The sequence below is a fragment of the Maribacter zhoushanensis genome, from assembly GCF_029350975.1.
In the GTDB taxonomy this organism is placed as follows: Bacteria; Bacteroidota; Bacteroidia; order Flavobacteriales; family Flavobacteriaceae; genus Maribacter; species Maribacter zhoushanensis.
Window position 1 is genome coordinate 12,248 of the sequence record NZ_JARKMR010000010.1, and the last position, 19,252, is coordinate 31,499.

Genomic DNA, 19,252 nt, shown 5'->3' on the forward strand with positions numbered 1-19,252 from the left:
CTGAGTTTGCGTGTTCCTAACCTGTTCTCGATACCCTCCTTGTCGGCGGGCAAGCAAATTTTTTACTTCCGCTCTGCAATAATGTAAAATCCACTCGAACTGACATTTCGTTTTTTCGGTCGCTTAGTTTGGTTATTGGTTATTGGTTATTGGTTGTCGGTTGTCGGTTGTCGGTTGTTGGTCTCACTCGGTCGCTGAACTTACTCGGTCGCTGAGCGTAGCCGAAGTGATGTTTGGGTTGTGAGCTGAGTTTGCGTGTTCCTAACCTGTTCTCGATACCCTCCTTGTCGGCGGGCAAGCAAATTTTTTACTTCCGCTCTGCTACAGTATAAAATTCACTCGAACTGACATTTAGTTTTCTCGGTTGCTTCGTTTGGTTGTTGGTCTCACTCGGTTGCTGAGCTTACTCGGTCACTGAGCGTAGCCGAAGTGATGTTTGGGTTGTGAGCTGAGTTTGCGTGTTCCTAACCTGTTCTCGATACTAATTTTTTCATGCTTCAAAAATTCACTCGAACTGACATTTCGTTTTTGGGTAGAGTACAAAGTACAAAGTACTAAGTAAAAAGTATCAAGTAGTAGATGTTAAGATGTTCCAAATCTGAAACTAAAAGCATACAGCTCAGCGTACGAAGTACGAAGAACTAACAAGAACAGCTCTGTACTTTGTACTTAATACTCAATACAAAAAAACGCGAAGCGTTAAGAAAACTGCCAACTGTTACTGCCAACTGTTACTGCCAACTGTTACTGCCAACTGTTACTGCCAACTGTTACTGCCAACTGTTACTGCCAATTGTTACTGCCAACTGTTACTGCCAACTGTTACTGCCAACTGTTACTGCCAATTGTTACTGCCAACTGAATACTAGAACAAGTACTTAATACAAAAAAAGCGCAGCGTTAAAAAAACCAACAACGAACAACCATCAACCAACAACTATTTTTTAGTTGCCTCAAAAAACTTCTGGTTAATATTGTCTATGTAGTTTAGAACTTCATCACGGCCGCTGCGGTGGCTAGAGCTGGTTACAAAATGCGGTGGAGCTTCTTCCCACATGTCTGCGGTAAGTTTGTTTAAGTACTGATTTACTTGTCGCTCGATCGCTTTTGGTTTTAGTTTATCCGCTTTTGTGAAGATGATGGCAAAAGGTACTCCGTTTTCACCCATCCATTGCATGAACTCCATATCTATAGGTTGAGGATCATGGCGAATGTCTACAAGTACAAAGGAACATACAAGCTGTTCTCGTTGTAAAAAGTAATTGGTGATGTATTTTTGAAAGGTATTCTTATCTCGTTTAGATACACGGGCATAACCGTAACCGGGTAAATCTACCAGAAACCAATTTTCATTGATCTTAAAATGGTTGATCAATTGGGTCTTACCAGGTCTGCCAGATGTTTTTGCCAAGCTCTTACGCTCAGTCAACATATTAATTAAAGAAGACTTGCCAACGTTAGATCGCCCAATAAAGGCGTACTCGGGCAAAGGTTCTTTAGGGCATTTGGCAACATCAGAGTTGCTCATTACAAAGTCGGCCGACTTTATTTTCATCCGTAGGGTATTTAGAAATTGTTTTTCGTCAACCACTCATCAAGAATGGTATTGAACTGATCTGGGTGCTCCATCATAGGTGCATGTCCGCATTCATCTAACCAATATAAATCTGAATTAGGTAAAAGCTCATCGAACAATTCTGCAACGTCCGGTGGTGTAACCGTATCATTTTTTCCCCATATAATACAAGTAGGGGTTTGCATACTAGGTAAATCTTGCGCCATGTTGTGGCGAATGGCACTTTTAGCGATCGCCAAAGTCTTTACCAATTTTACACGATCGTTTACCGTAGCAAAAACTTCATCTACTATTTCTTTGGTAGCTACTTCTGGGTCATAGAAAACATCTTGTGCCTTCTTTTTAATAAACTCATAATCACCACGTTTAGGGTAGCCGTCACCCATTGCGCTCTCGTAAAGACCAGAGCTGCCGGTAATGACCAAGGCTTTAATTTTTGCCGGGTATAATTTGGTATGTAAAAGACCAATGTGACCGCCAAGAGAATTACCTAAAAGAATAACATCGTCTAGCTTTTTATAGTCTATGAATTTTTTAAGGTATTTGGCAAAATTCTTAACCGTTGTTTTTAACATCGGCATAGAGTATAAGGGTAGTTCAGGAATAAGAACTTTGTATCCTTTAGGCGGAAAATAAGTGTTTACCCCCTCAAAATTACTTAAACCGCCCATTAGTCCGTGAAGAATAATAATAGGTTTTCCTTCTCCTTTTTCTATGTACTTAAATCCTCCTTCGTTGATTAACTCGTTTTCCATGCGCACTACTCATCAGTAATTGTCCAAATATAGGTAATTACAGAGAATAGCTAACAACTCTTTTCGATAAGGTGGGCACATCAATTTCTCAAATTTCATTTTTTCAGGTTTTATGGGTCAAGTGGTAAAATGAAGCCATAAAAATCGATGAAGTGCAAAAACGTGTTTAAAAGTGGGGTAATTTATTAACAAAGTGGTTTTTAGTGGTAAAATGTGGTAATAATATTTATATATTTGAGTTATATAAACAAAACACATCCATTTTGGACATATTTTTCTTTGGGACTTTTAACTGCAAGGCTGATGCCAAGGGGCGTATTATGCTCCCTGTTGCGCTGCGCAATCAAGTTGCTCCAATACTAAAGGATGGGTTTTTTATAAAGAAGTCATATTTGAGCGAATGCCTGGAACTATACCCGGCGTATGAGTGGCACAGAGTAATGGCAGAATTGAACGAGAAAAGCAGGTTCGATGAAGAGAACCTACAATTTATAAGAATGTATACGGCAGGGCTACGCCAAGTAGAAGTAGATGCTACCGGTAGATTGTTGATCCCTAAAGACATTATATCATTAGGTGGTATAACTAAAGAAGTGGTGATAGCGCCAATAGGTAAAAGATTAGAGATTTGGGACAAGAAAGCCTATGATGAATCTATAAACGCAACGAAAGAAGAGAAGGTGAAGTTGGCAAAGCGTGTAATGTTAGGTGAAAAACCAAGTGGCGATGTATCATAACCCTGTGTTGCTGAAAGAATCAGTAGATGGTTTAAACATCAAAGAAGACGGTATATATGTAGATGTAACGTTTGGTGGTGGCGGTCACTCTAAAGAGATATTGAAAAGATTGGGGAAAGAAGGCAAGTTGTATGCCTTTGATCAAGACGAAGATGCGCAGGCAAACGCGTTGGGTGATCCAAGATTTACGCTGATAGCGGAAAATTTTAGATACATCACCCAGTTTTTAAAGTTCTATGGCATAAAGAAGGTAGATGGTATACTTGCGGATTACGGCGTGTCATCACATCAGTTCGATCAAGCGGAAAGAGGGTTCTCTACCCGTTTTGATGCAGATCTGGATATGAGGATGAGCAAGCGTAACACGCTGTCTGCTTTTGAGGTGGTGAATAAATACTCTTATGATGACTTGCGTAAAGTGTTGTTCGAGTACGGCGATATTAGAAACGCCAACGCCATGGCAAAAGTAATCGTTGCCAGTAGGGAAGAAGAAAAGATACAAACTACCGATGCGCTGAAGACGGTGTTGAAGCAGTTTTTGCCAGAACATAGGCAACATAAAATATTGGCACAGATATATCAGGCAATTCGCATAGAGGTGAATCAAGAGATAGAAGTGATCAAAGAGTTCTTGGAGCAGGCTCCAGGTTTATTGAACGAGAAAGGAAGGCTTAGTGTAATTAGTTACCATTCTTTAGAAGACAGGCTGGTAAAAAGATTTATCAGGGCAGGTCAGTTTGAAGGAGAGCCGGAGAAAGATTTTTACGGCAATATAGATGTACCGTTAAAAAAGGTTGGTGGTTTAATAGTGCCAACAAGAGAAGAGATAAAATTGAATAACAGAGCACGTAGTGCAAAATTGAGAATAGCAGAGCGTAATGGCGAAAAATAAAGTGAAAACGGGTGTATTAGACCTATTGAAGGGTAAATTTTTGGTGAGCGGTGACGCCCCTAAAAATTGGCTGTTCATTATTTTCATTTCTTTTTTGGCAACGGTAATGATCAGTAGCTCTCATAGCGCCGATCAAAAAGTACACCGCATTGCTTTATTAAATGAAGAAGTAAAAGAATTGCGTAACGAGTTCGTAGATATGCGATCAGATGTACAGCAGCTAAAATTAGAATCGAGCATTACCGGTAAAATATCGGAAAAAGGACTGTTTCCTTCAGAAAATCCCCCGCAGAAAATTAAGGTGAAATCTTTAAAAGAGGAGGAATAATGGCAGCAACGGATAAAAGTATATTAAAAAGACTCTATATAGTGGCAGGTTTCATGGTACTCTTTGCGGGTGCTGTGTTGTTTAAACTGGTTTCTATACAAGTAGTAGACGGTAAAAAATACCAGGCATTGGCAGATACGCGAACGGAACGTATGTTTACCATTGAGCCAAATAGAGGTAACCTATATTCAGACGATGGTAGCCTATTGGCGACTTCAGTGTCTAAATACACCATTCGTTTTGATGCCGTAACGGTAAGTAACGAAGATTTTAAGGAGAATGTAAAGCCATTGGCAGATGCCTTGGCAAAGCAATTTGGTAAAACATCTTCTCACTATCAGCAACTTTTAAGAAAAGCAAGAGAGAATAAAAATAGGTACGCGTTAATAGTACGTAATCTAGATTATTCTGAATATATGGCGGTGAAAGAATTTCCGCTATTCAATAAAGGGGCGTTCAAAGGCGGACTCATTATTGAGCAGAAAACAAAAAGAGAGCATCCGTTAGGTAAAATTGCCGAGCGTAGTGTGGGTTATGAGCGTGTAGATGAAAACGGTTATTACACCCGTGTAGGTATGGAAGGTGCTTTTGGTGAATACCTAAGAGGAGTTGCCGGTAAGCGTTTAAAACAAAAAATTGCAAAAGGACAGTGGAAGCCCATTGGTAACGATAATATCATTGAGCCAAAAGATGGTTATGATGTGTATTCTACCATAGATATTAATATACAAGATATAGCGCACCATGCATTATTGGGGCAGTTAGAAAAATACCAGGCAGACCACGGTACGGTAATAGTAATGGAAGTAAAAACCGGTGAGGTTAAGGCAATCTCTAATTTAGGTCAGACTTCTGAAGGTAAATATTACGAGCGTTTAAATTATGCGATCGGTGAATCTCACGAACCGGGATCTACATTTAAGTTAGTGAATTTGGTGGCGGCTTTAGAAGATCAAGTGATAGATACCAGTTCTGTAATAGATACCGAAAAAGGAGCTTGGAAATTATACAAGCATACCATACGTGATACCAAGCGTGGCGGTCATGGTAAAATTACCATGTCAGAAGCTTTTGAGGTGTCATCTAATGTTGCGTTTGCAAAAATGATTCATGAAGGTTATAAAAATGACCCGGAGAAATATGTGAACAGATTAATGAGCATGGGTATTCATAAAGAATTAGGCTTGCCGGTTGTTGGTGAAGGTAAACCTGTGTTACGTTACCCTGGTGATAAAGGGTGGTCTGGACTTTCATTGGCGCAAATGGCTTACGGTTATGAGGTGTCTATGACTCCGCTACAAACATTGGCATTCTATAACGCTATTGCAAATGATGGCGAAATGGTGAAGCCACGTTTGTTAAAAGAAGTAAAAGAGTGGAACAAGACTATTGAGAAGTTCGATAAAAAGGTGTTGAATTCTGAAATATGCTCGCAATCTACGGTGAAGAAAGTGCAGCAGATATTAAAGAATGTAGTAGAGAAAGATCATGGAACCGGTCACCGTATGTACTCCAAGAATTTCTCCATGGCAGGGAAGACGGGAACTACACAGACCAACTATGTGTCTAAAGATAAATCTAAGTACGAGTACATTTCTTCGTTCGCAGGATATTTTCCGGCAGATGATCCAAAGTACTCTTGTATCGTAGTAATACATAAGCCAGACAAGAGTGTTGGGTATTATGGAGCGGATGTATCTGGTCCGGTATTTAAGTCCGTAGCACAAAAAGTATATGCAACATCGCCTTTAACAAGTGAGGTAGATGTAAAAGATGTGTTGATCGCTAAAAATGAAGATTCTCACCAAGGGTATTATAAAATAGCACAGGCAAAATATTCTGCAATGCCAAATGTAAAAGGTATGTGTGGTATGGATGCGGTTGCCATTTTAGAGAATTTAGGAATAGAAGTAGAGGTAAAAGGAAACGGAAAGGTGAAAAACCAATCCATCACCAAAGGCACCGATTTAAAATCAGTGAAGAAAATAGTATTGGAATTAATATGATGCAATTAAAGGACATATTATATGGAGTGCGTATTACTGCTGTTAGCGGTACTACCTCTTGTGATATAGCATCAGTTCGTTTTGATTCTCGTGAAGTAGAAAAATCTGATGCCTTCGTTGCTATAAAAGGAACGTTGACAGACGGTCATAAATATATTGATCAAGTAGTAAAGGCAGGGGCAAGAGCAATTATTTGCGAGCAATTGCCATCAGAGATGATAGATGACGTTACGTACGTACAAGTAGAAAGTGGTAATCAGGCATTGGCATTGATGGCATCTAACTACTACGGCACACCATCAAAGAATTTGAAACTGGTAGGTGTTACAGGTACTAATGGTAAGACTACGGTATCTAGCTTATTATATCAATTGTTCAAGAAAGCAGGGTATAAGGTAGGTTTGTTATCCACCATTAAAATTATGGTAGATGATACGGTATATCCAACTAAACATACCACTCCTGATGCATTGGTGATCAATAAGCATTTGCAGTTGATGAACGAAGCCGGTGTAGAATACTGCTTTATGGAAGTAAGTTCTCATGGTATTCACCAGAAAAGAACCGAAGGTTTAGTATTTGAAGGGGCGATTTTTACGAATCTTTCCCATGATCACCTAGACTATCATAAAACTTTTGCAGAGTACCGCGATACTAAAAAGATATTGTTTGATCAATTGCCAAAAACGGCATTTGCATTGACCAATGTAGATGATAAGAACGGTTTGGTAATGTTGCAGAATACAAAGGCTAGAAAAGCAAGCTACGCCTTAAAGAATTATGCAGATTACAGAGCTCAGATTTTGGAAAATCAGTTTGACGGTCAGTTGTTGAAAATAAACGACCATGAACTTTGGACAAAGTTAATAGGTCATTTCAATGCCTATAATATGCTGGCAATTTATGCCACTGCAGACTTATTAGGCTTGGAGCAATTAGAAACCCTACGCTTATTGAGCGAGTTGGAAAATGTAGATGGAAGGTTTCAATATCACATATCAAAGAAAAGAATTACGGCTATAGTTGATTATGCCCATACGCCGGACGCCCTAAAAAATGTGCTTGAGACAATCAACACGTTGAGAACTGGAAATGAAAACGTCATCACCGTTGTGGGGTGTGGTGGCGATAGAGACAGATCAAAGCGTCCGGTAATGGGTAATATCGCATCAGAAATGAGTAATAAAGTTATTCTTACTTCTGATAATCCTAGAACTGAATCCCCTACTGAAATTATTGCAGAAATGGAGGCAGGGGTAGAACCTCAGAACGTAAAGAAAGTTTTATCCATTGAAAATAGAGAGCAAGCAATTAAAACGGCTTGTCAACTAGCAGACGATAACGATATCATATTGGTCGCCGGGAAAGGTCATGAGACCTATCAAGAAACCAACGGCGTACGTATAGATTTCGACGATTTTAAAATAGTAAAAGAGCTTTTAGCGAGCTTAGAGAAATAACCAAAGCTTAGTAGCAAGAATACAGATTATATGTTAACCTACCTGTTCGAATATTTAGAAAAACAATACCAGTTGCCTGGAGCTTCGCTGTTTCAGTTCAGCACATTCCGTGCGGCAATGGCTATCCTGTTTTCATTGATGATTGCGACGGTTTACGGTAAGCGTGTAATTCTATTTCTTCAAAAGCAGCAAGTAGGTGAAACTATTCGTGATTTAGGTTTGGACGGTCAAAAGCAAAAGGCAGGTACACCAACAATGGGTGGGGTAATTATTATCATGTCCACCTTGATACCAGTATTGCTTTTCGCAAGATTAGAGAACATTTATATCATACTGTTAATATTCACCATGCTGTGGATGGGTGCAATCGGCTTTTTAGATGATTACATAAAAGTATTTAAAAAGAACAAAGAAGGATTAAAAGGAAGATTTAAGGTATTAGGTCAAGTAGTATTAGGACTTATAGTAGGTGCGGTACTTTATTTTCACCCAGAGGTAACCATGCGTGATCATGATAAAACAATTATTACGCAAGATTATACTGTAGAGCAGGTAAAAGGAGCAGAGATAAAGTCAACCATGACAACGGTTCCTTTCTTTAAAAACAATGAATTTGATTATAGCAATTTAATATCATGGGCTGGTGAAGGAGCTAAAGAATATGCTTGGTTATTGTTTATCCCTATTATCATTTTAATAGTAACGGCAGTATCTAACGGAGCAAATTTAACAGATGGTATAGATGGTCTTGCCGCAGGTACATCAGCAATTATAGTATTTACACTGGGCGTTTTTGCCTTGGTATCCGGTAACATCATATTCTCTGATTATTTGGATATTATGTATATACCACGAGTAGGAGAATTGTTGGTATTCATTACCGCTTTTGTAGGTGCCTTGATTGGTTTCTTGTGGTACAACGCTTTCCCTGCGCAAGTGTTTATGGGTGATACGGGTAGTTTAACTATTGGTGGTGTAATTGCTGTAATCGCAATTATAGTTCGTAAAGAATTATTGATACCCGTATTATGCGGAATCTTCTTTGCCGAGTCACTTTCGGTAATGATGCAGGTTGGATATTTCAAGTACACAAAGAAAAAATTTGGTGAGGGCAGACGTATATTTTTAATGTCGCCATTACATCACCATTACCAAAAAATGGGATATCACGAAAGTAAGATCGTAACCCGTTTTTGGATTGTAGGTATTCTATTGGCAATTGTAACCGTAGTGACCTTAAAAATTAGATAATGGCACTGTTAGTAGTACTTGGTGGAGGAGAAAGTGGAGTAGGTACAGCCATTTTAGGATTAAAAAAAGGATACGATGTATTTGTATCCGATAAAGGAAAGATAAAAGAGAAGTATAAAAACGTTCTTGAACATTTTGAGATTGATTGGGAAGAAGAACAGCATTCTGAAGACCGCATACTAAAAGCCGATTTGGTAATGAAGAGTCCGGGTATACCGGATAAAGTACCCTTGGTAAAGCAGTTGGTTGAGAACGGTGTTCCCGTAATTTCTGAAATAGAATTTGCATCAAAATACACCGATGCAAAAATTATTGGTATTACGGGAAGCAACGGTAAAACAACGACCACCATGCTAACCAACCACATTCTGGCAAATGCCGAATTAAAAGTGGGTATGGCAGGAAACATTGGTGATAGTTATGCAAAAATGGTTGCAGAGCATGATTTTGAGTACTACGTACTTGAGATCAGTAGTTTTCAATTAGACGGCATAGTAAATTTTAAACCACACATTGCCGTGATTACGAATATTACACCAGATCATTTAGATCGGTATGAGTATGAGTTTGAAAACTATATAGCATCTAAATTCAGAATAGCGGAAAACCAAGACGAAGACGATTATTTGATTTATGATGCAGATGATACGGTTTTGGTAGAATGGCTGAACAAGCACCCGGTAAAATCAAAATTAATGCCCTTTTCATTGAATAAAGTAGTTGAACAAGGCGCATTTATAGAACAAAACGAGATAATAATAAAAACAACAACAGACACTATTAGCATGACGAAGAACACTTTGGCCTTAGAAGGTCAGCACAATGTAAAGAACACAATGGCAGCGGCAACAATTGCAAAATTAATCGGCATCCGTAAGGAGACGATAAGAGCCTGTGTTTCTAATTTTCAAGGGGCTCCCCACCGTTTGGAGAAGGTGTTGAAAATACATCATGTGGAATATATCAATGACTCAAAAGCAACAAATGTAAACGCTGCTTATTACGCATTGGATAGCATGAAAACACCTACTGTATGGATCGTTGGTGGTGTAGATAAGGGCAATGAGTACATGGAGTTAATGCCATTGGTACGAGAAAAGGTAAAAGCCATTATTTGCTTGGGTGAGAACAATGAAAAAATTAAGCATGTTTTCGGTAATGCCGTAGATCTATTGGTAGAAACATATGCCATGGAAGAAGCAGTAAAAGTAGCTTATAAAATAGCGGAGCGTGGAGATACGGTGTTGTTATCACCGGCATGTGCAAGTTTCGATTTGTTTAAGAACTATGAAGATCGCGGAGATCAATTTAAGAACTGTGTAAAAAACCTATAAGGTGTTGAATATATTTCAAAATATAAAAGGAGATAAAGCCATTTGGGCCATTGCGGCACTTTTGGCCTTGTTTTCATTTCTGCCAGTATATAGTGCCAGTAGTAACTTGGTATATGTAGTAGGTAGCGGTACTCCGGTAGGGCACTTGGTAAAACATGCCATACTGTTGTTTTTAGGCTTTGGAATTATTTATGGGGTACATAAAATACCTACGCATTTTTTTAAAGGGCTTTCAATGATCGCCCTGCCTATAGTATTGGTGTTGCTCATATTCGTTTTGGCTCAAGGCACATCCAGTGGTGGTACCAATGATAGTCGTTGGATCCGTTTGCCGTTGGTAGGTTTCGGTTTTCAGCCTTCTAATTTAGCAGCGGTAGTATTGATGATCTATGTAGCACGCTATTTTTCCAAGGTGAGGGATATTAAAATAACATTTAAGGAAAGTATACTACCATTGTGGTTACCGGTTTTTTTAGTGGTGGCATTAATATTGCCCGCTAACTTTTCAACGGCGGCCATTGTATTCTCTATGGTGATGGTATTGTGTTTTCTAGGAGGATATCCAATGAAATATTTATTGGGGATCGTGGGTACGGGAATATTGTTTTTGTCCATTTTCATATTAACCGCTAAAGCATTCCCGGATCTGTTCCCAAATAGGGTAGATACATGGATGAGCCGTATAGATAGTTTCTCCAATCCGGATGATACCGAAGGCACTTATCAAATAGAGCGTGCAAAGATTGCGATAGCAACCGGTGGTATTGTAGGGAAAGGAGCAGGTAAGAGTGTACAAAAGAACTTTTTGCCACAGAGTTCATCAGATTTTATTTACGCTATAATTGTGGAGGAATATGGTTTAATAGGAGGGTTTGTTCTCATGTTGTTTTACCTGTTTCTGTTATTCAGAATAGTGGTGGTGGCCAATGGTTGTGCATCGGTCTTTAGTAAGTTGTTGGTGCTGGGCGTAGGGTTGCCTATAGTTTTTCAGGCATTAATAAATATGGCGGTAGCGGTAGAACTATTTCCGGTAACGGGTCAAAATTTACCATTGATCAGTAGTGGAGGTACCTCTAGTTGGATGACCTGTTTGGCAATAGGCATCATATTAAGTGCAAGTAATAAAAGTATAGCCCAGGAGAGTGCTTCTGGCAATGCTGTTGATATAGACGAGACTAACCCTTTAGAGATTTTAAGTGGGCAGTTATAAGTTTATTTTGTCGGGCGGAGGTACCGGCGGACATATTTATCCGGCAATAGCCATAGCAAACGAGTTGAAAAGGAGGTATCCAGATGCTGAATTTTTGTTCGTTGGGGCAAAGGATAGAATGGAGATGGAGAAGGTGCCGCAGGCAGGGTACAAAATAGAAGGATTGTGGATTACGGGAATTCAGCGCAAACTGACCCTTAAAAATCTACTATTTCCAATAAAATTGATAAGTAGTTTAATGAGAGCAAATAGCATCGTATCGAAGTTTAAACCACACGCCGTAATTGGTACGGGTGGTTTTGCTAGTGGTCCGTTGTTAAAAATGGCAACCACAAAAGATATTCCTTGTGTATTGCAAGAACAGAACTCTTTTGCTGGTATTACCAATAAACTATTAAAAGATAAAGTGAAAAAAATCTGTGTGGCCTATGATGGCATGGAGAAGTTTTTTCCGAAAGATAAAATTGTAAAAACAGGTAATCCTGTACGTTCAGATTTGGTGGAGTTGAAAGCTACAAAAGCTGAAGCTTTAAGTTATTTTGACTTGAATGCAGATAAGAAGGTATTGTTGGTATTAGGTGGCAGTTTAGGAGCTAGGCGTATAAACCAATTGGTAGCCGATCATTTAGGGTATTTTGAAGAATTAGGCTTACAGGTGATATGGCAATGTGGAAAAGGGTATTATGAAACCTACAAATCGCATCAGTCAGAGAATAGTAAAGTCCATGCTTTTTTAAACTCAATGGATAAGGCCTATGTAGCGGCAGATTTCATTATTTCAAGAGCAGGGGCAGGCGCGGTTTCAGAATTGTGTTTGGTAGGAAAACCTACATTCTTTATTCCGTCGCCAGTAGTAGCAGAGGATCATCAGACTATGAATGCATTATCACTAGTAAGTCATGATGCTGCAATAATGATTAGAGAGAAAGAGCTTGATGAGAAATTTACAGCTGAATTTGAATCGGTATTCAAATCCTCTGAAAAGCAAGTAGAATTATCAAAGAATATTAAGTCGTTGGCATTACCAAATGCAACATCTGATATCTGTGATGAAATAGAAAAATTGATTAAATAATATGAACGTAACGCAAATACATAGGGTGTATTTTATAGGCATTGGAGGCATAGGCATGTCTGCTTTGGCGCGTTATTTTGCGTTTATAAACAAAGCAGTTGCCGGCTATGATAAAACCGAGACTCCGCTTACACAAGAATTGGCAAGTTCTGGTATGGATATTCACTATACGGATGCTATAGGTGAAGTGCCAGATGAATATAAGAAAGACAAGGAACATACTTTGGTGGTATATACCCCTGCGGTGCCTTCTAGTCATTCTGAATATCAATATTTCTTAAATAACGGTTTTACCATTAAAAAACGATCGGAAGTACTTGGTTTAATAACCAAAGATTCATTCTGTTTGGCAGTTGCCGGTACACATGGTAAAACAACGACTTCTAGTATTTTGGCACATTTGTTAAAAGAAACAGGAGTGAAAATGACCGCTTTTTTAGGTGGAATTTCAGAAGATTTCAATAGTAATTTCCTTTTAGAAGGAACAGTTTATTCGGTTGTCGAGGCAGATGAATTTGATCGTTCGTTTATGCAGTTGACACCTAATGTAGCGTGTGTAACGTCTATGGATGCTGATCACCTTGATATCTATGGTGATGCGCAAGAATTGGAAAGAACATTTGTTGATTTTACCAAAAGATTAAAACCGGGCGGTAAATTATTTGTTCGTAATGGTTTGCCTTTAAAAGGGTTGACCTATGGTATAGAAGACGATTCGGATTATTGTATTCGAAACATAAAAATAGAACATGGCACCTACATATTCGATTTGGAGACCCCTGACCTCAAACTAGAAGGGGTTGAATTCAACAAGCCTGGTAGACATAATTTGTTGAACGGTTTGGTAGCTTTCGCAATGGCTATGCAAGCAGGTTCCCCACCGCATCGCCTTGCAGAGGCATTAGCAACATTTAAAGGAGTGCAAAGGCGTTTTTCATATAAAATTAAAAATGATGATTTTATTTTTATTGATGATTATGCGCATCACCCAACAGAGATAAATGCTGTTTTTGAAGCAGTTACAGAAATGCATCCAGATAAAAAAGTATTGGCCATTTTTCAGCCGCACCTGTTTTCAAGAACACGCGATTTTGCAGATGAGTTCGCAAAAAGCTTATCGCAATTCAATAATATCTTGTTGTTAGATATCTATCCTGCTAGAGAAGAACCAATTGAAGGAGTGACTTCTGAATGGTTATTGGGGAAGGTGAATAGCGGTAATAAAAAATTAATTTCGAAAGAACAAATCCTTTCTGAAATAAAAAAACAGGATCCTGATGTTTTACTAACAATGGGAGCCGGAGATATAGGTTTAGAAGTTGTAAAAATTAAAAAAGAAATGTCCTATGCAGATTAATTGGAATTTTATAAAGTTAGCAGCTTTGGTTCTAGTAATCATGGGGTTATATGCGTTTTCAAATGAGCGTAATAGCGCCAAAAACGTTACGGGAATGAAGGTAGAATTCATTGGGGATCAAAATTTGTACCTCACTGAAGGAACGGTTAATAAATTGTTAATACAAAATTACGGTAGCCTTGATAATGTGCCTAAAGAAAATATAGTTTTGAATACTGTAGAAAAGGCTCTTGAGGCCAATGAAATGGTGAAAAGTGCACAAGTCTATCTAACAATAGATGGTCAACTAACGTCTAAAATTGTTCAAAGGAAACCAATAGGGCGCATAGAAGGGAACGCAAAGTTCTATTTGGATGATGAAGGAAAGAGAATGCCTCTTTCAAATAATCATTCTGCTAGAGTTCCTATCATAACAGGCAATATCAGTGGTAAAAGCCTTGAAGATATCTATGTCATATTGGAACACATAAATAAGGACGATTTTTTTCGTGAATCTGTAATTGGTATTCATATCAAAGGAGAAGAAGAATATCAGTTACGATTAAGGCTTAATAATTTTGTTGTGAACATAGGCGGTATTGAAGATTTAGATGCCAAGTTTAGCAATTTTAAGGCATTTTATGCCAAAGCGAACAAGGATGAAACCTTGGAGGATTATGCAGAAGTAAGTTTAGAATTCAATAACCAGGTGGTGTGCACTAAAATATAATAAAATGGAACAAACTAAATATTCAGTCGGTTTAGACATAGGAACAACGAAAATCGTTGCCATAATCGGAAAACAAAACGAGTATGGTAAAATTGAGATTTTGGGTATCGGTAAGTCCAAAAGTTTAGGTGTACATAGAGGGGTGGTAAATAATATTACCCAGACCATTAAATCCATACAGCAGGCAGTTGAAGAGGCAGAAGCTAATTCTGGACTTAAAATTGGATCTGTTGTAGTTGGTATTGCCGGTCAACATATTAGAAGTTTACAGCACAGCGATTACATCACTAGAAAAGATTCTGAGGAAGTAATAGGTGAAGAAGATGTAGACTTACTATGTAATCAAGTGCACAAATTGATTATGCTACCAGGTGAGGAGATTATTCATGTGTTACCGCAAGAATATAAAGTTGACGGGCAAGCAGAAATTCGTGAACCTGTTGGTATGTATGGCGGTAGGCTTGAAGCTAACTTCCATGTTGTGGTTGGTCAAGTAGTTTCCATTAAAAATGTAGGTCGTTGCATTAAAAGTGCAGGATTGGATTTAGGGAATATTACACTTGAGCCATTGGCATCATCTGACGCGGTATTGAGTCAAGAAGAAAAAGAAGCAGGTGTAGCATTAATCGATATAGGTGGTGGTACTACTGATTTGGCCATTTTTAAAGATGGTATCATAAGACACACTGCGGTTATTCCTTTTGGTGGTGGTGTTATTACCGAGGATATAAAGGAAGGATGTTCAATTATTGAGAAGCAAGCCGAATTGTTGAAAACAAGATTTGGTTCAGCTTGGCCAGGTGAGAACAGGGATAATGAAATTGTATCTATACCAGGTTTACGTGGTAGAGAGCCAAAAGAAATCTCATTGAAAAATCTTTCTAAGATTATTCACGCACGTGTAGTTGAAATTATTGAGCAAGTGTATGTAGAGATTAAAAACTACGGTCACGAAGAACAAAAGAAAAAATTAATTGCGGGTATAGTATTAACAGGTGGTGGTAGCCAATTGAAGCATTTAAAGCAATTAGTAGAATATATAACAGGTATGGATACTCGTATTGGGTACCCTAACGAGCACTTAGCAGGTGATTCTGATGAAGAAGTTGCTAGTCCTTTATACGCAACAGCTGTTGGTCTTTTAATGAATGCCATTAAAAATCAGGAGAAGTTGAAGTTAACACAAGAAGAGATTTTACAAGAACAGCAACTAGAAGAAGAGGAAGAATTGGTTTACGCAAATCAAGAAACAGAAGCGGTGGCCCGTCCTAACTTGCATAAAGAGAGAAAATCTGTTTTTGATAAGTGGTCTGAAAAATTGAAAGAATTTTTAGATAACGCAGAGTAATAAGCATAGCATAAGAGAATACATAACCAGTAATAATTAGAATATGAGTAAGAACAGCGAATTTGATAATATCTCCTTTGATTTGCCAAAGAATCAAAGCAACGTTATAAAAGTCATTGGTGTAGGTGGCGGTGGTAGTAATGCCATTAATCACATGTTCCAAGCAGGAATTAACGGAGTTGATTTTGTAATCTGTAATACAGATTCTCAAGCATTGGACAATAGTCCGGTGCCCAACAAAATACAATTAGGTGTATCATTAACAGAAGGTTTGGGTGCTGGTGCCAATCCTGAAGTAGGTGAACAGGCTGCCATGGAAAGCATGGAAGAGATTAAAGGTATGTTGGATACAACTACAAAAATGATCTTCATTACTGCTGGTATGGGTGGGGGAACAGGAACTGGTGCTGCTCCCGTAATTGCCAAGTTTGCAAAAGAAATGGATGTTCTTACTGTTGGTATCGTTACCATGCCGTTTCAATTCGAAGGTAAAATGAGAGTTGAACAAGCACAACGTGGTATTGAAAAATTGCGAAATAATGTCGATTCGCTGATCGTCATTAATAACAATAAATTAAGAGAAGTATACGGTAACCTTGGTTTTAAAGCTGGTTTTTCTAAGGCTGATGAAGTATTGGCAACGGCTGCTAGAGGTATTGCAGAAGTTATTACACATCACTATACACAAAACATAGATTTACGTGATGCTAAAACAGTACTGTCAAATAGTGGTACTGCTATAATGGGGTCTGCTATTTCATCCGGTTCTGCTAGGGCTAATGAAGCGATCATGAAAGCATTGGATTCTCCGTTATTGAACGATAACAAAATTCAAGGAGCTAAAAACGTATTGTTATTAATTGTTTCTGGAGCACAGGAAATCACAATCGATGAGATTGGTGAAATCAATGACCATATTCAAATAGAAGCAGGATACGGTGCAAACATTATTATGGGTGTTGGTGAAGATGAAAGCTTGGGTGAGGCTATTGCTGTAACAGTAATTGCTACGGGTTTTAATATTGAGCAACAAGATGATATCGTAAATACTGAGTCAAAGAAAATTATTCATACGTTAGAAGAAGGTCAACGTGCAGAAGCAATGTTGTTATCTAACCAAAAAACCGTCCATACTTTAGAGATGGATGATGAGGAAGAGGAGGTAAAACAAGTCAAACCCGTAAAAAAGTATGAGTTCGTTGAGGAAGAAGATTTTGACTTGATACCTACAACGAACTATATTAAAAATTTCAATGTTTTTTACGAGGAAGTGTTAGCTGAAAATGTTTCAGAAGAAGATTTTGTCATAGTTGATGCGCCATCGTCTTTTAGAGATATGGAAGTTGTTGAACCAGAAGAATTGCAAGTAGAAGAACAAGATGATCAATTTACAGTTGGTTTTGAGCCTTCTTCAACAGATGAGGAAGAGAAAGAGAATGTAATCATGTTTGATTTACATGATGAAGTAAAAGATATTGATGTTAAAGAAAGCATTGAAATCGTACCGGTATTGGAGTACAATAAGAATGGTGAAAAACGCTATAGCTTAGATGACTACATGCAGTTAGAAAGTAAATTAACTGGTGCAAAGTCTAAGGCAGAGGAATTTGAGCCTAAAGTTGTTGAAGATGAGTTGGTATTTGAAAGAAAGACGGTAGCTCCAAGTAGAGAACCTAGTCCAGAAGAGCCATTGGATCCAATGGAAACTCCTATAGAAGAACTATTGAGAGATAGAGCTGACGAGCGTAGAAGAAAATTGAAGGATTTTAACTATAAGTTCAAAAACAACGCACCTACAAGTTATGACGAGAAAAAGCCGGCATATCAAAGACAGGGAGTAGATTTAAATGAAAGCTCAAGAGAGAAAAAGATTTCTAGAACCTCTTTAAGTGGAGATAGTAATGATGATATTCAGTTGAGATCTAATAACTCGTTTTTACATGATAATGTAGACTAATAGCAGTCTCACAATATTTTTTAAACCCGAAAACTAATATAGTTTTCGGGTTTTATTTTTTATCTTCGCAGACCAAAATAAAAGAGATATGGCTTTACAGCAAAGAGTAATGGAACAGTTGAAATTGGCAATGAAAGCAAAGGATTCTGTGGCACTAGAATCGCTTAGAGCTATTAAATCTGCATTGTTGGTGGCAAGTACAAGTGGAGGTGAAGAAATTACTGAAGATGACGAAATACAGATTGTACAGAAATTGGTAAAACAGAGAAAAGATAGTGCTGCCATTTTTATAGAACAAGGAAGACAAGATCTTGCTGACCCAGAATTAGCACAGATTGCTGTAATAGAGCAATTTTTACCTGAACAACTTACTGAAGAAGAGGTAGAAAAAGTAGTCGTGCAAACAATTGACACTATCGGTGCTTCAGGAATGAAGGATATGGGTAAAGTTATGGGTATTGTTTCTAAAGAACTAGCTGGTCAAGCAGATGGTAAGTTGATTTCTACAATTGTAAAAAAGAAGTTGGCATAATATAGGTTAGGATTAGAGCATTTCTAATTTCTAATTGAATAATGAGTAATGGCCTCGTGGCGCAACTGAATAGCGCATCAGATTTCGGCTCTGAGGGTTGGGGGTTTGAATCCCTTCGAGGTCACTAGGTTTCAAAGCCACATCTTAAAAGGTGTGGCTTTTTTGTGTTTTAGTGATTATTATAATTGGGTGAGTTGGTATTATCTATTTATAGTGGTAATGTATAGGTGTCAAATTGCCTAGTAATAATGTAATTTTCATTTTTTGTTATTGGTTGTGCTGAAAATGGAGATGGTATTTGCATATAGTATCTGTAGAATTGGTTTTGGCTAGGGTTTTAAACGATTGATTATAGTTATTGATTAATGATATCCTACGCTCAAAGTAGGAAGAATTTCATATAGTATATATGAGTAACAATTAAAATCAATCTTTTTCTACTTATGTTTTTTACTGTAGTATGAGTATAAATACTAAAACTGCATTGCTATTATATATTGTTAGCGTTTTTTTTAGGTCATAATATATCATATAATGAGGAAGTGAAATTTCTTTTTAGAGTATCTAATGTTATTCGGATAAGAGAAATATAAACCAGTTTAATAGTGGATGTCTGTAATGTGTATTGTGGTAATCATTGTTGTTCAATTTTCGCCTGATTTTATGCTTATGCAATCTGGTCAAAATCATGCAGTTATGATTGGTTAAAAAAACTTTCTATATTT

General features: G+C 37.9%; 16 protein-coding genes and 1 tRNA gene. 15 read left to right on the plus strand and 2 right to left on the minus strand.

Annotation, left to right across the window (positions count from 1 at the left end):
- Positions 1-937: 937 nt before the first annotated feature.
- Together yihA and PXD56_RS18095 are read right to left on the minus strand one after the other, a co-directional pair.
- On the minus strand, positions 938-1,555 hold the full coding sequence (gene yihA / locus PXD56_RS18090; protein WP_276494734.1) for a ribosome biogenesis GTP-binding protein YihA/YsxC: 618 nt from the start codon (positions 1,553-1,555) through the stop codon (positions 938-940).
- An 11-nt stretch (positions 1,556-1,566) separates the two neighbouring features.
- A complete protein-coding gene (locus tag PXD56_RS18095) occupies positions 1,567-2,331 on the minus strand; it encodes an alpha/beta fold hydrolase (protein WP_276494735.1) in 765 nt (254 codons plus the stop codon).
- A gap of 263 nt (positions 2,332-2,594) precedes the next feature.
- On the opposite strand from PXD56_RS18095, the gene PXD56_RS18100 reads away from it, so the two are divergent.
- The 15 genes from PXD56_RS18100 to PXD56_RS18170 all read left to right on the plus strand — a co-directional run bounded on the left by PXD56_RS18100 (position 2,595) and on the right by PXD56_RS18170 (position 18,651).
- Positions 2,595-3,068: a division/cell wall cluster transcriptional repressor MraZ gene (locus PXD56_RS18100; protein WP_036158601.1), complete on the plus strand. Its 474-nt coding sequence runs from the start codon at positions 2,595-2,597 to the stop codon at positions 3,066-3,068.
- Complete coding sequence (gene rsmH, locus PXD56_RS18105) at positions 3,058-3,960, plus strand: 16S rRNA (cytosine(1402)-N(4))-methyltransferase RsmH (protein ID WP_276494736.1); 903 nt, start codon at positions 3,058-3,060, stop codon at positions 3,958-3,960. The genes PXD56_RS18100 and rsmH overlap by 11 nt, the downstream gene beginning before the upstream one ends.
- Positions 3,947-4,288, plus strand: coding sequence for an FtsL-like putative cell division protein (locus PXD56_RS18110; protein ID WP_394346276.1), 342 nt, complete (start codon positions 3,947-3,949; stop codon positions 4,286-4,288). The genes rsmH and PXD56_RS18110 overlap by 14 nt, the downstream gene beginning before the upstream one ends.
- Complete coding sequence (locus tag PXD56_RS18115; RefSeq protein ID WP_276494737.1) at positions 4,288-6,294, plus strand: penicillin-binding protein; 2,007 nt, start codon at positions 4,288-4,290, stop codon at positions 6,292-6,294. The genes PXD56_RS18110 and PXD56_RS18115 overlap by 1 nt, the downstream gene beginning before the upstream one ends.
- Complete coding sequence (locus PXD56_RS18120; protein ID WP_276494738.1) at positions 6,291-7,754, plus strand: UDP-N-acetylmuramoyl-L-alanyl-D-glutamate--2,6-diaminopimelate ligase; 1,464 nt, start codon at positions 6,291-6,293, stop codon at positions 7,752-7,754. Before PXD56_RS18115 ends, PXD56_RS18120 begins: the two co-directional genes overlap by 4 nt.
- A gap of 30 nt (positions 7,755-7,784) precedes the next feature.
- The gene (gene mraY, locus PXD56_RS18125; RefSeq protein WP_276494739.1) at positions 7,785-9,005 is read left to right on the plus strand and encodes a phospho-N-acetylmuramoyl-pentapeptide-transferase; all 1,221 of its coding nucleotides are present in this window, start codon (positions 7,785-7,787) and stop codon (positions 9,003-9,005) included.
- Positions 9,005-10,339 (plus strand): UDP-N-acetylmuramoyl-L-alanine--D-glutamate ligase, encoded by a 1,335-nt coding sequence (murD, locus tag PXD56_RS18130; RefSeq protein ID WP_276494740.1) that lies wholly within the window; start codon positions 9,005-9,007, stop codon positions 10,337-10,339. Before mraY ends, murD begins: the two co-directional genes overlap by 1 nt.
- 1 nt (position 10,340) lies before the next feature.
- Entirely contained in the window at positions 10,341-11,549 is a 1,209-nt protein-coding gene (locus tag PXD56_RS18135) for an FtsW/RodA/SpoVE family cell cycle protein (protein WP_276494741.1), read from the plus strand.
- A complete protein-coding gene (gene murG, locus PXD56_RS18140; RefSeq protein ID WP_276494742.1) occupies positions 11,536-12,624 on the plus strand; it encodes an undecaprenyldiphospho-muramoylpentapeptide beta-N-acetylglucosaminyltransferase in 1,089 nt (362 codons plus the stop codon). The genes PXD56_RS18135 and murG overlap by 14 nt, the downstream gene beginning before the upstream one ends.
- Before the next feature lies 1 nt (position 12,625).
- Positions 12,626-13,981 carry a UDP-N-acetylmuramate--L-alanine ligase gene (gene murC, locus PXD56_RS18145; protein WP_276494743.1) on the plus strand — a complete coding sequence of 452 codons (1,356 nt, stop codon included), beginning with the start codon at positions 12,626-12,628 and terminating at the stop codon, positions 13,979-13,981.
- Positions 13,971-14,690, plus strand: a complete 720-nt coding sequence (locus PXD56_RS18150; RefSeq protein ID WP_276494744.1) for a cell division protein FtsQ/DivIB — start codon at positions 13,971-13,973, stop codon at positions 14,688-14,690. The genes murC and PXD56_RS18150 overlap by 11 nt, the downstream gene beginning before the upstream one ends.
- 4 nt (positions 14,691-14,694) lie before the next feature.
- Positions 14,695-16,038: a cell division protein FtsA gene (ftsA, locus tag PXD56_RS18155; RefSeq protein ID WP_276494745.1), complete on the plus strand. Its 1,344-nt coding sequence runs from the start codon at positions 14,695-14,697 to the stop codon at positions 16,036-16,038.
- A 43-nt stretch (positions 16,039-16,081) separates the two neighbouring features.
- Entirely contained in the window at positions 16,082-17,995 is a 1,914-nt protein-coding gene (gene ftsZ / locus PXD56_RS18160) for a cell division protein FtsZ (RefSeq protein WP_276494746.1), read from the plus strand.
- An 88-nt stretch (positions 17,996-18,083) separates the two neighbouring features.
- A complete protein-coding gene (locus PXD56_RS18165) occupies positions 18,084-18,527 on the plus strand; it encodes a GatB/YqeY domain-containing protein (protein WP_276494747.1) in 444 nt (147 codons plus the stop codon).
- 50 nt (positions 18,528-18,577) lie between these two features.
- A tRNA-Arg gene (locus PXD56_RS18170) sits at positions 18,578-18,651 on the plus strand.
- Positions 18,652-19,252: the final 601 nt, after the last annotated feature.

What these genes read in the sequence shown, in the direction of transcription:
- yihA (WP_276494734.1), bottom strand. Translation starts at nt 1,555, where the DNA reads ATGAAAATAAAGTCGGCCGACTTTGTAATGAGCAACTCTGATGTTGCC.
- PXD56_RS18095 (WP_276494735.1), bottom strand. Translation starts at nt 2,331, where the DNA reads ATGGAAAACGAGTTAATCAACGAAGGAGGATTTAAGTACATAGAAAAA.
- rsmH (WP_276494736.1), top strand. Translation starts at nt 3,058, where the DNA reads ATGTATCATAACCCTGTGTTGCTGAAAGAATCAGTAGATGGTTTAAAC.
- PXD56_RS18110 (WP_394346276.1), top strand. Translation starts at nt 3,947, where the DNA reads ATGGCGAAAAATAAAGTGAAAACGGGTGTATTAGACCTATTGAAGGGT.
- PXD56_RS18115 (WP_276494737.1), top strand. Translation starts at nt 4,288, where the DNA reads ATGGCAGCAACGGATAAAAGTATATTAAAAAGACTCTATATAGTGGCA.
- PXD56_RS18120 (WP_276494738.1), top strand. Translation starts at nt 6,291, where the DNA reads ATGATGCAATTAAAGGACATATTATATGGAGTGCGTATTACTGCTGTT.
- mraY (WP_276494739.1), top strand. Translation starts at nt 7,785, where the DNA reads ATGTTAACCTACCTGTTCGAATATTTAGAAAAACAATACCAGTTGCCT.
- murD (WP_276494740.1), top strand. Translation starts at nt 9,005, where the DNA reads ATGGCACTGTTAGTAGTACTTGGTGGAGGAGAAAGTGGAGTAGGTACA.
- murC (WP_276494743.1), top strand. Translation starts at nt 12,626, where the DNA reads ATGAACGTAACGCAAATACATAGGGTGTATTTTATAGGCATTGGAGGC.
- PXD56_RS18150 (WP_276494744.1), top strand. Translation starts at nt 13,971, where the DNA reads ATGCAGATTAATTGGAATTTTATAAAGTTAGCAGCTTTGGTTCTAGTA.
- ftsA (WP_276494745.1), top strand. Translation starts at nt 14,695, where the DNA reads ATGGAACAAACTAAATATTCAGTCGGTTTAGACATAGGAACAACGAAA.
- ftsZ (WP_276494746.1), top strand. Translation starts at nt 16,082, where the DNA reads ATGAGTAAGAACAGCGAATTTGATAATATCTCCTTTGATTTGCCAAAG.
- PXD56_RS18165 (WP_276494747.1), top strand. Translation starts at nt 18,084, where the DNA reads ATGGCTTTACAGCAAAGAGTAATGGAACAGTTGAAATTGGCAATGAAA.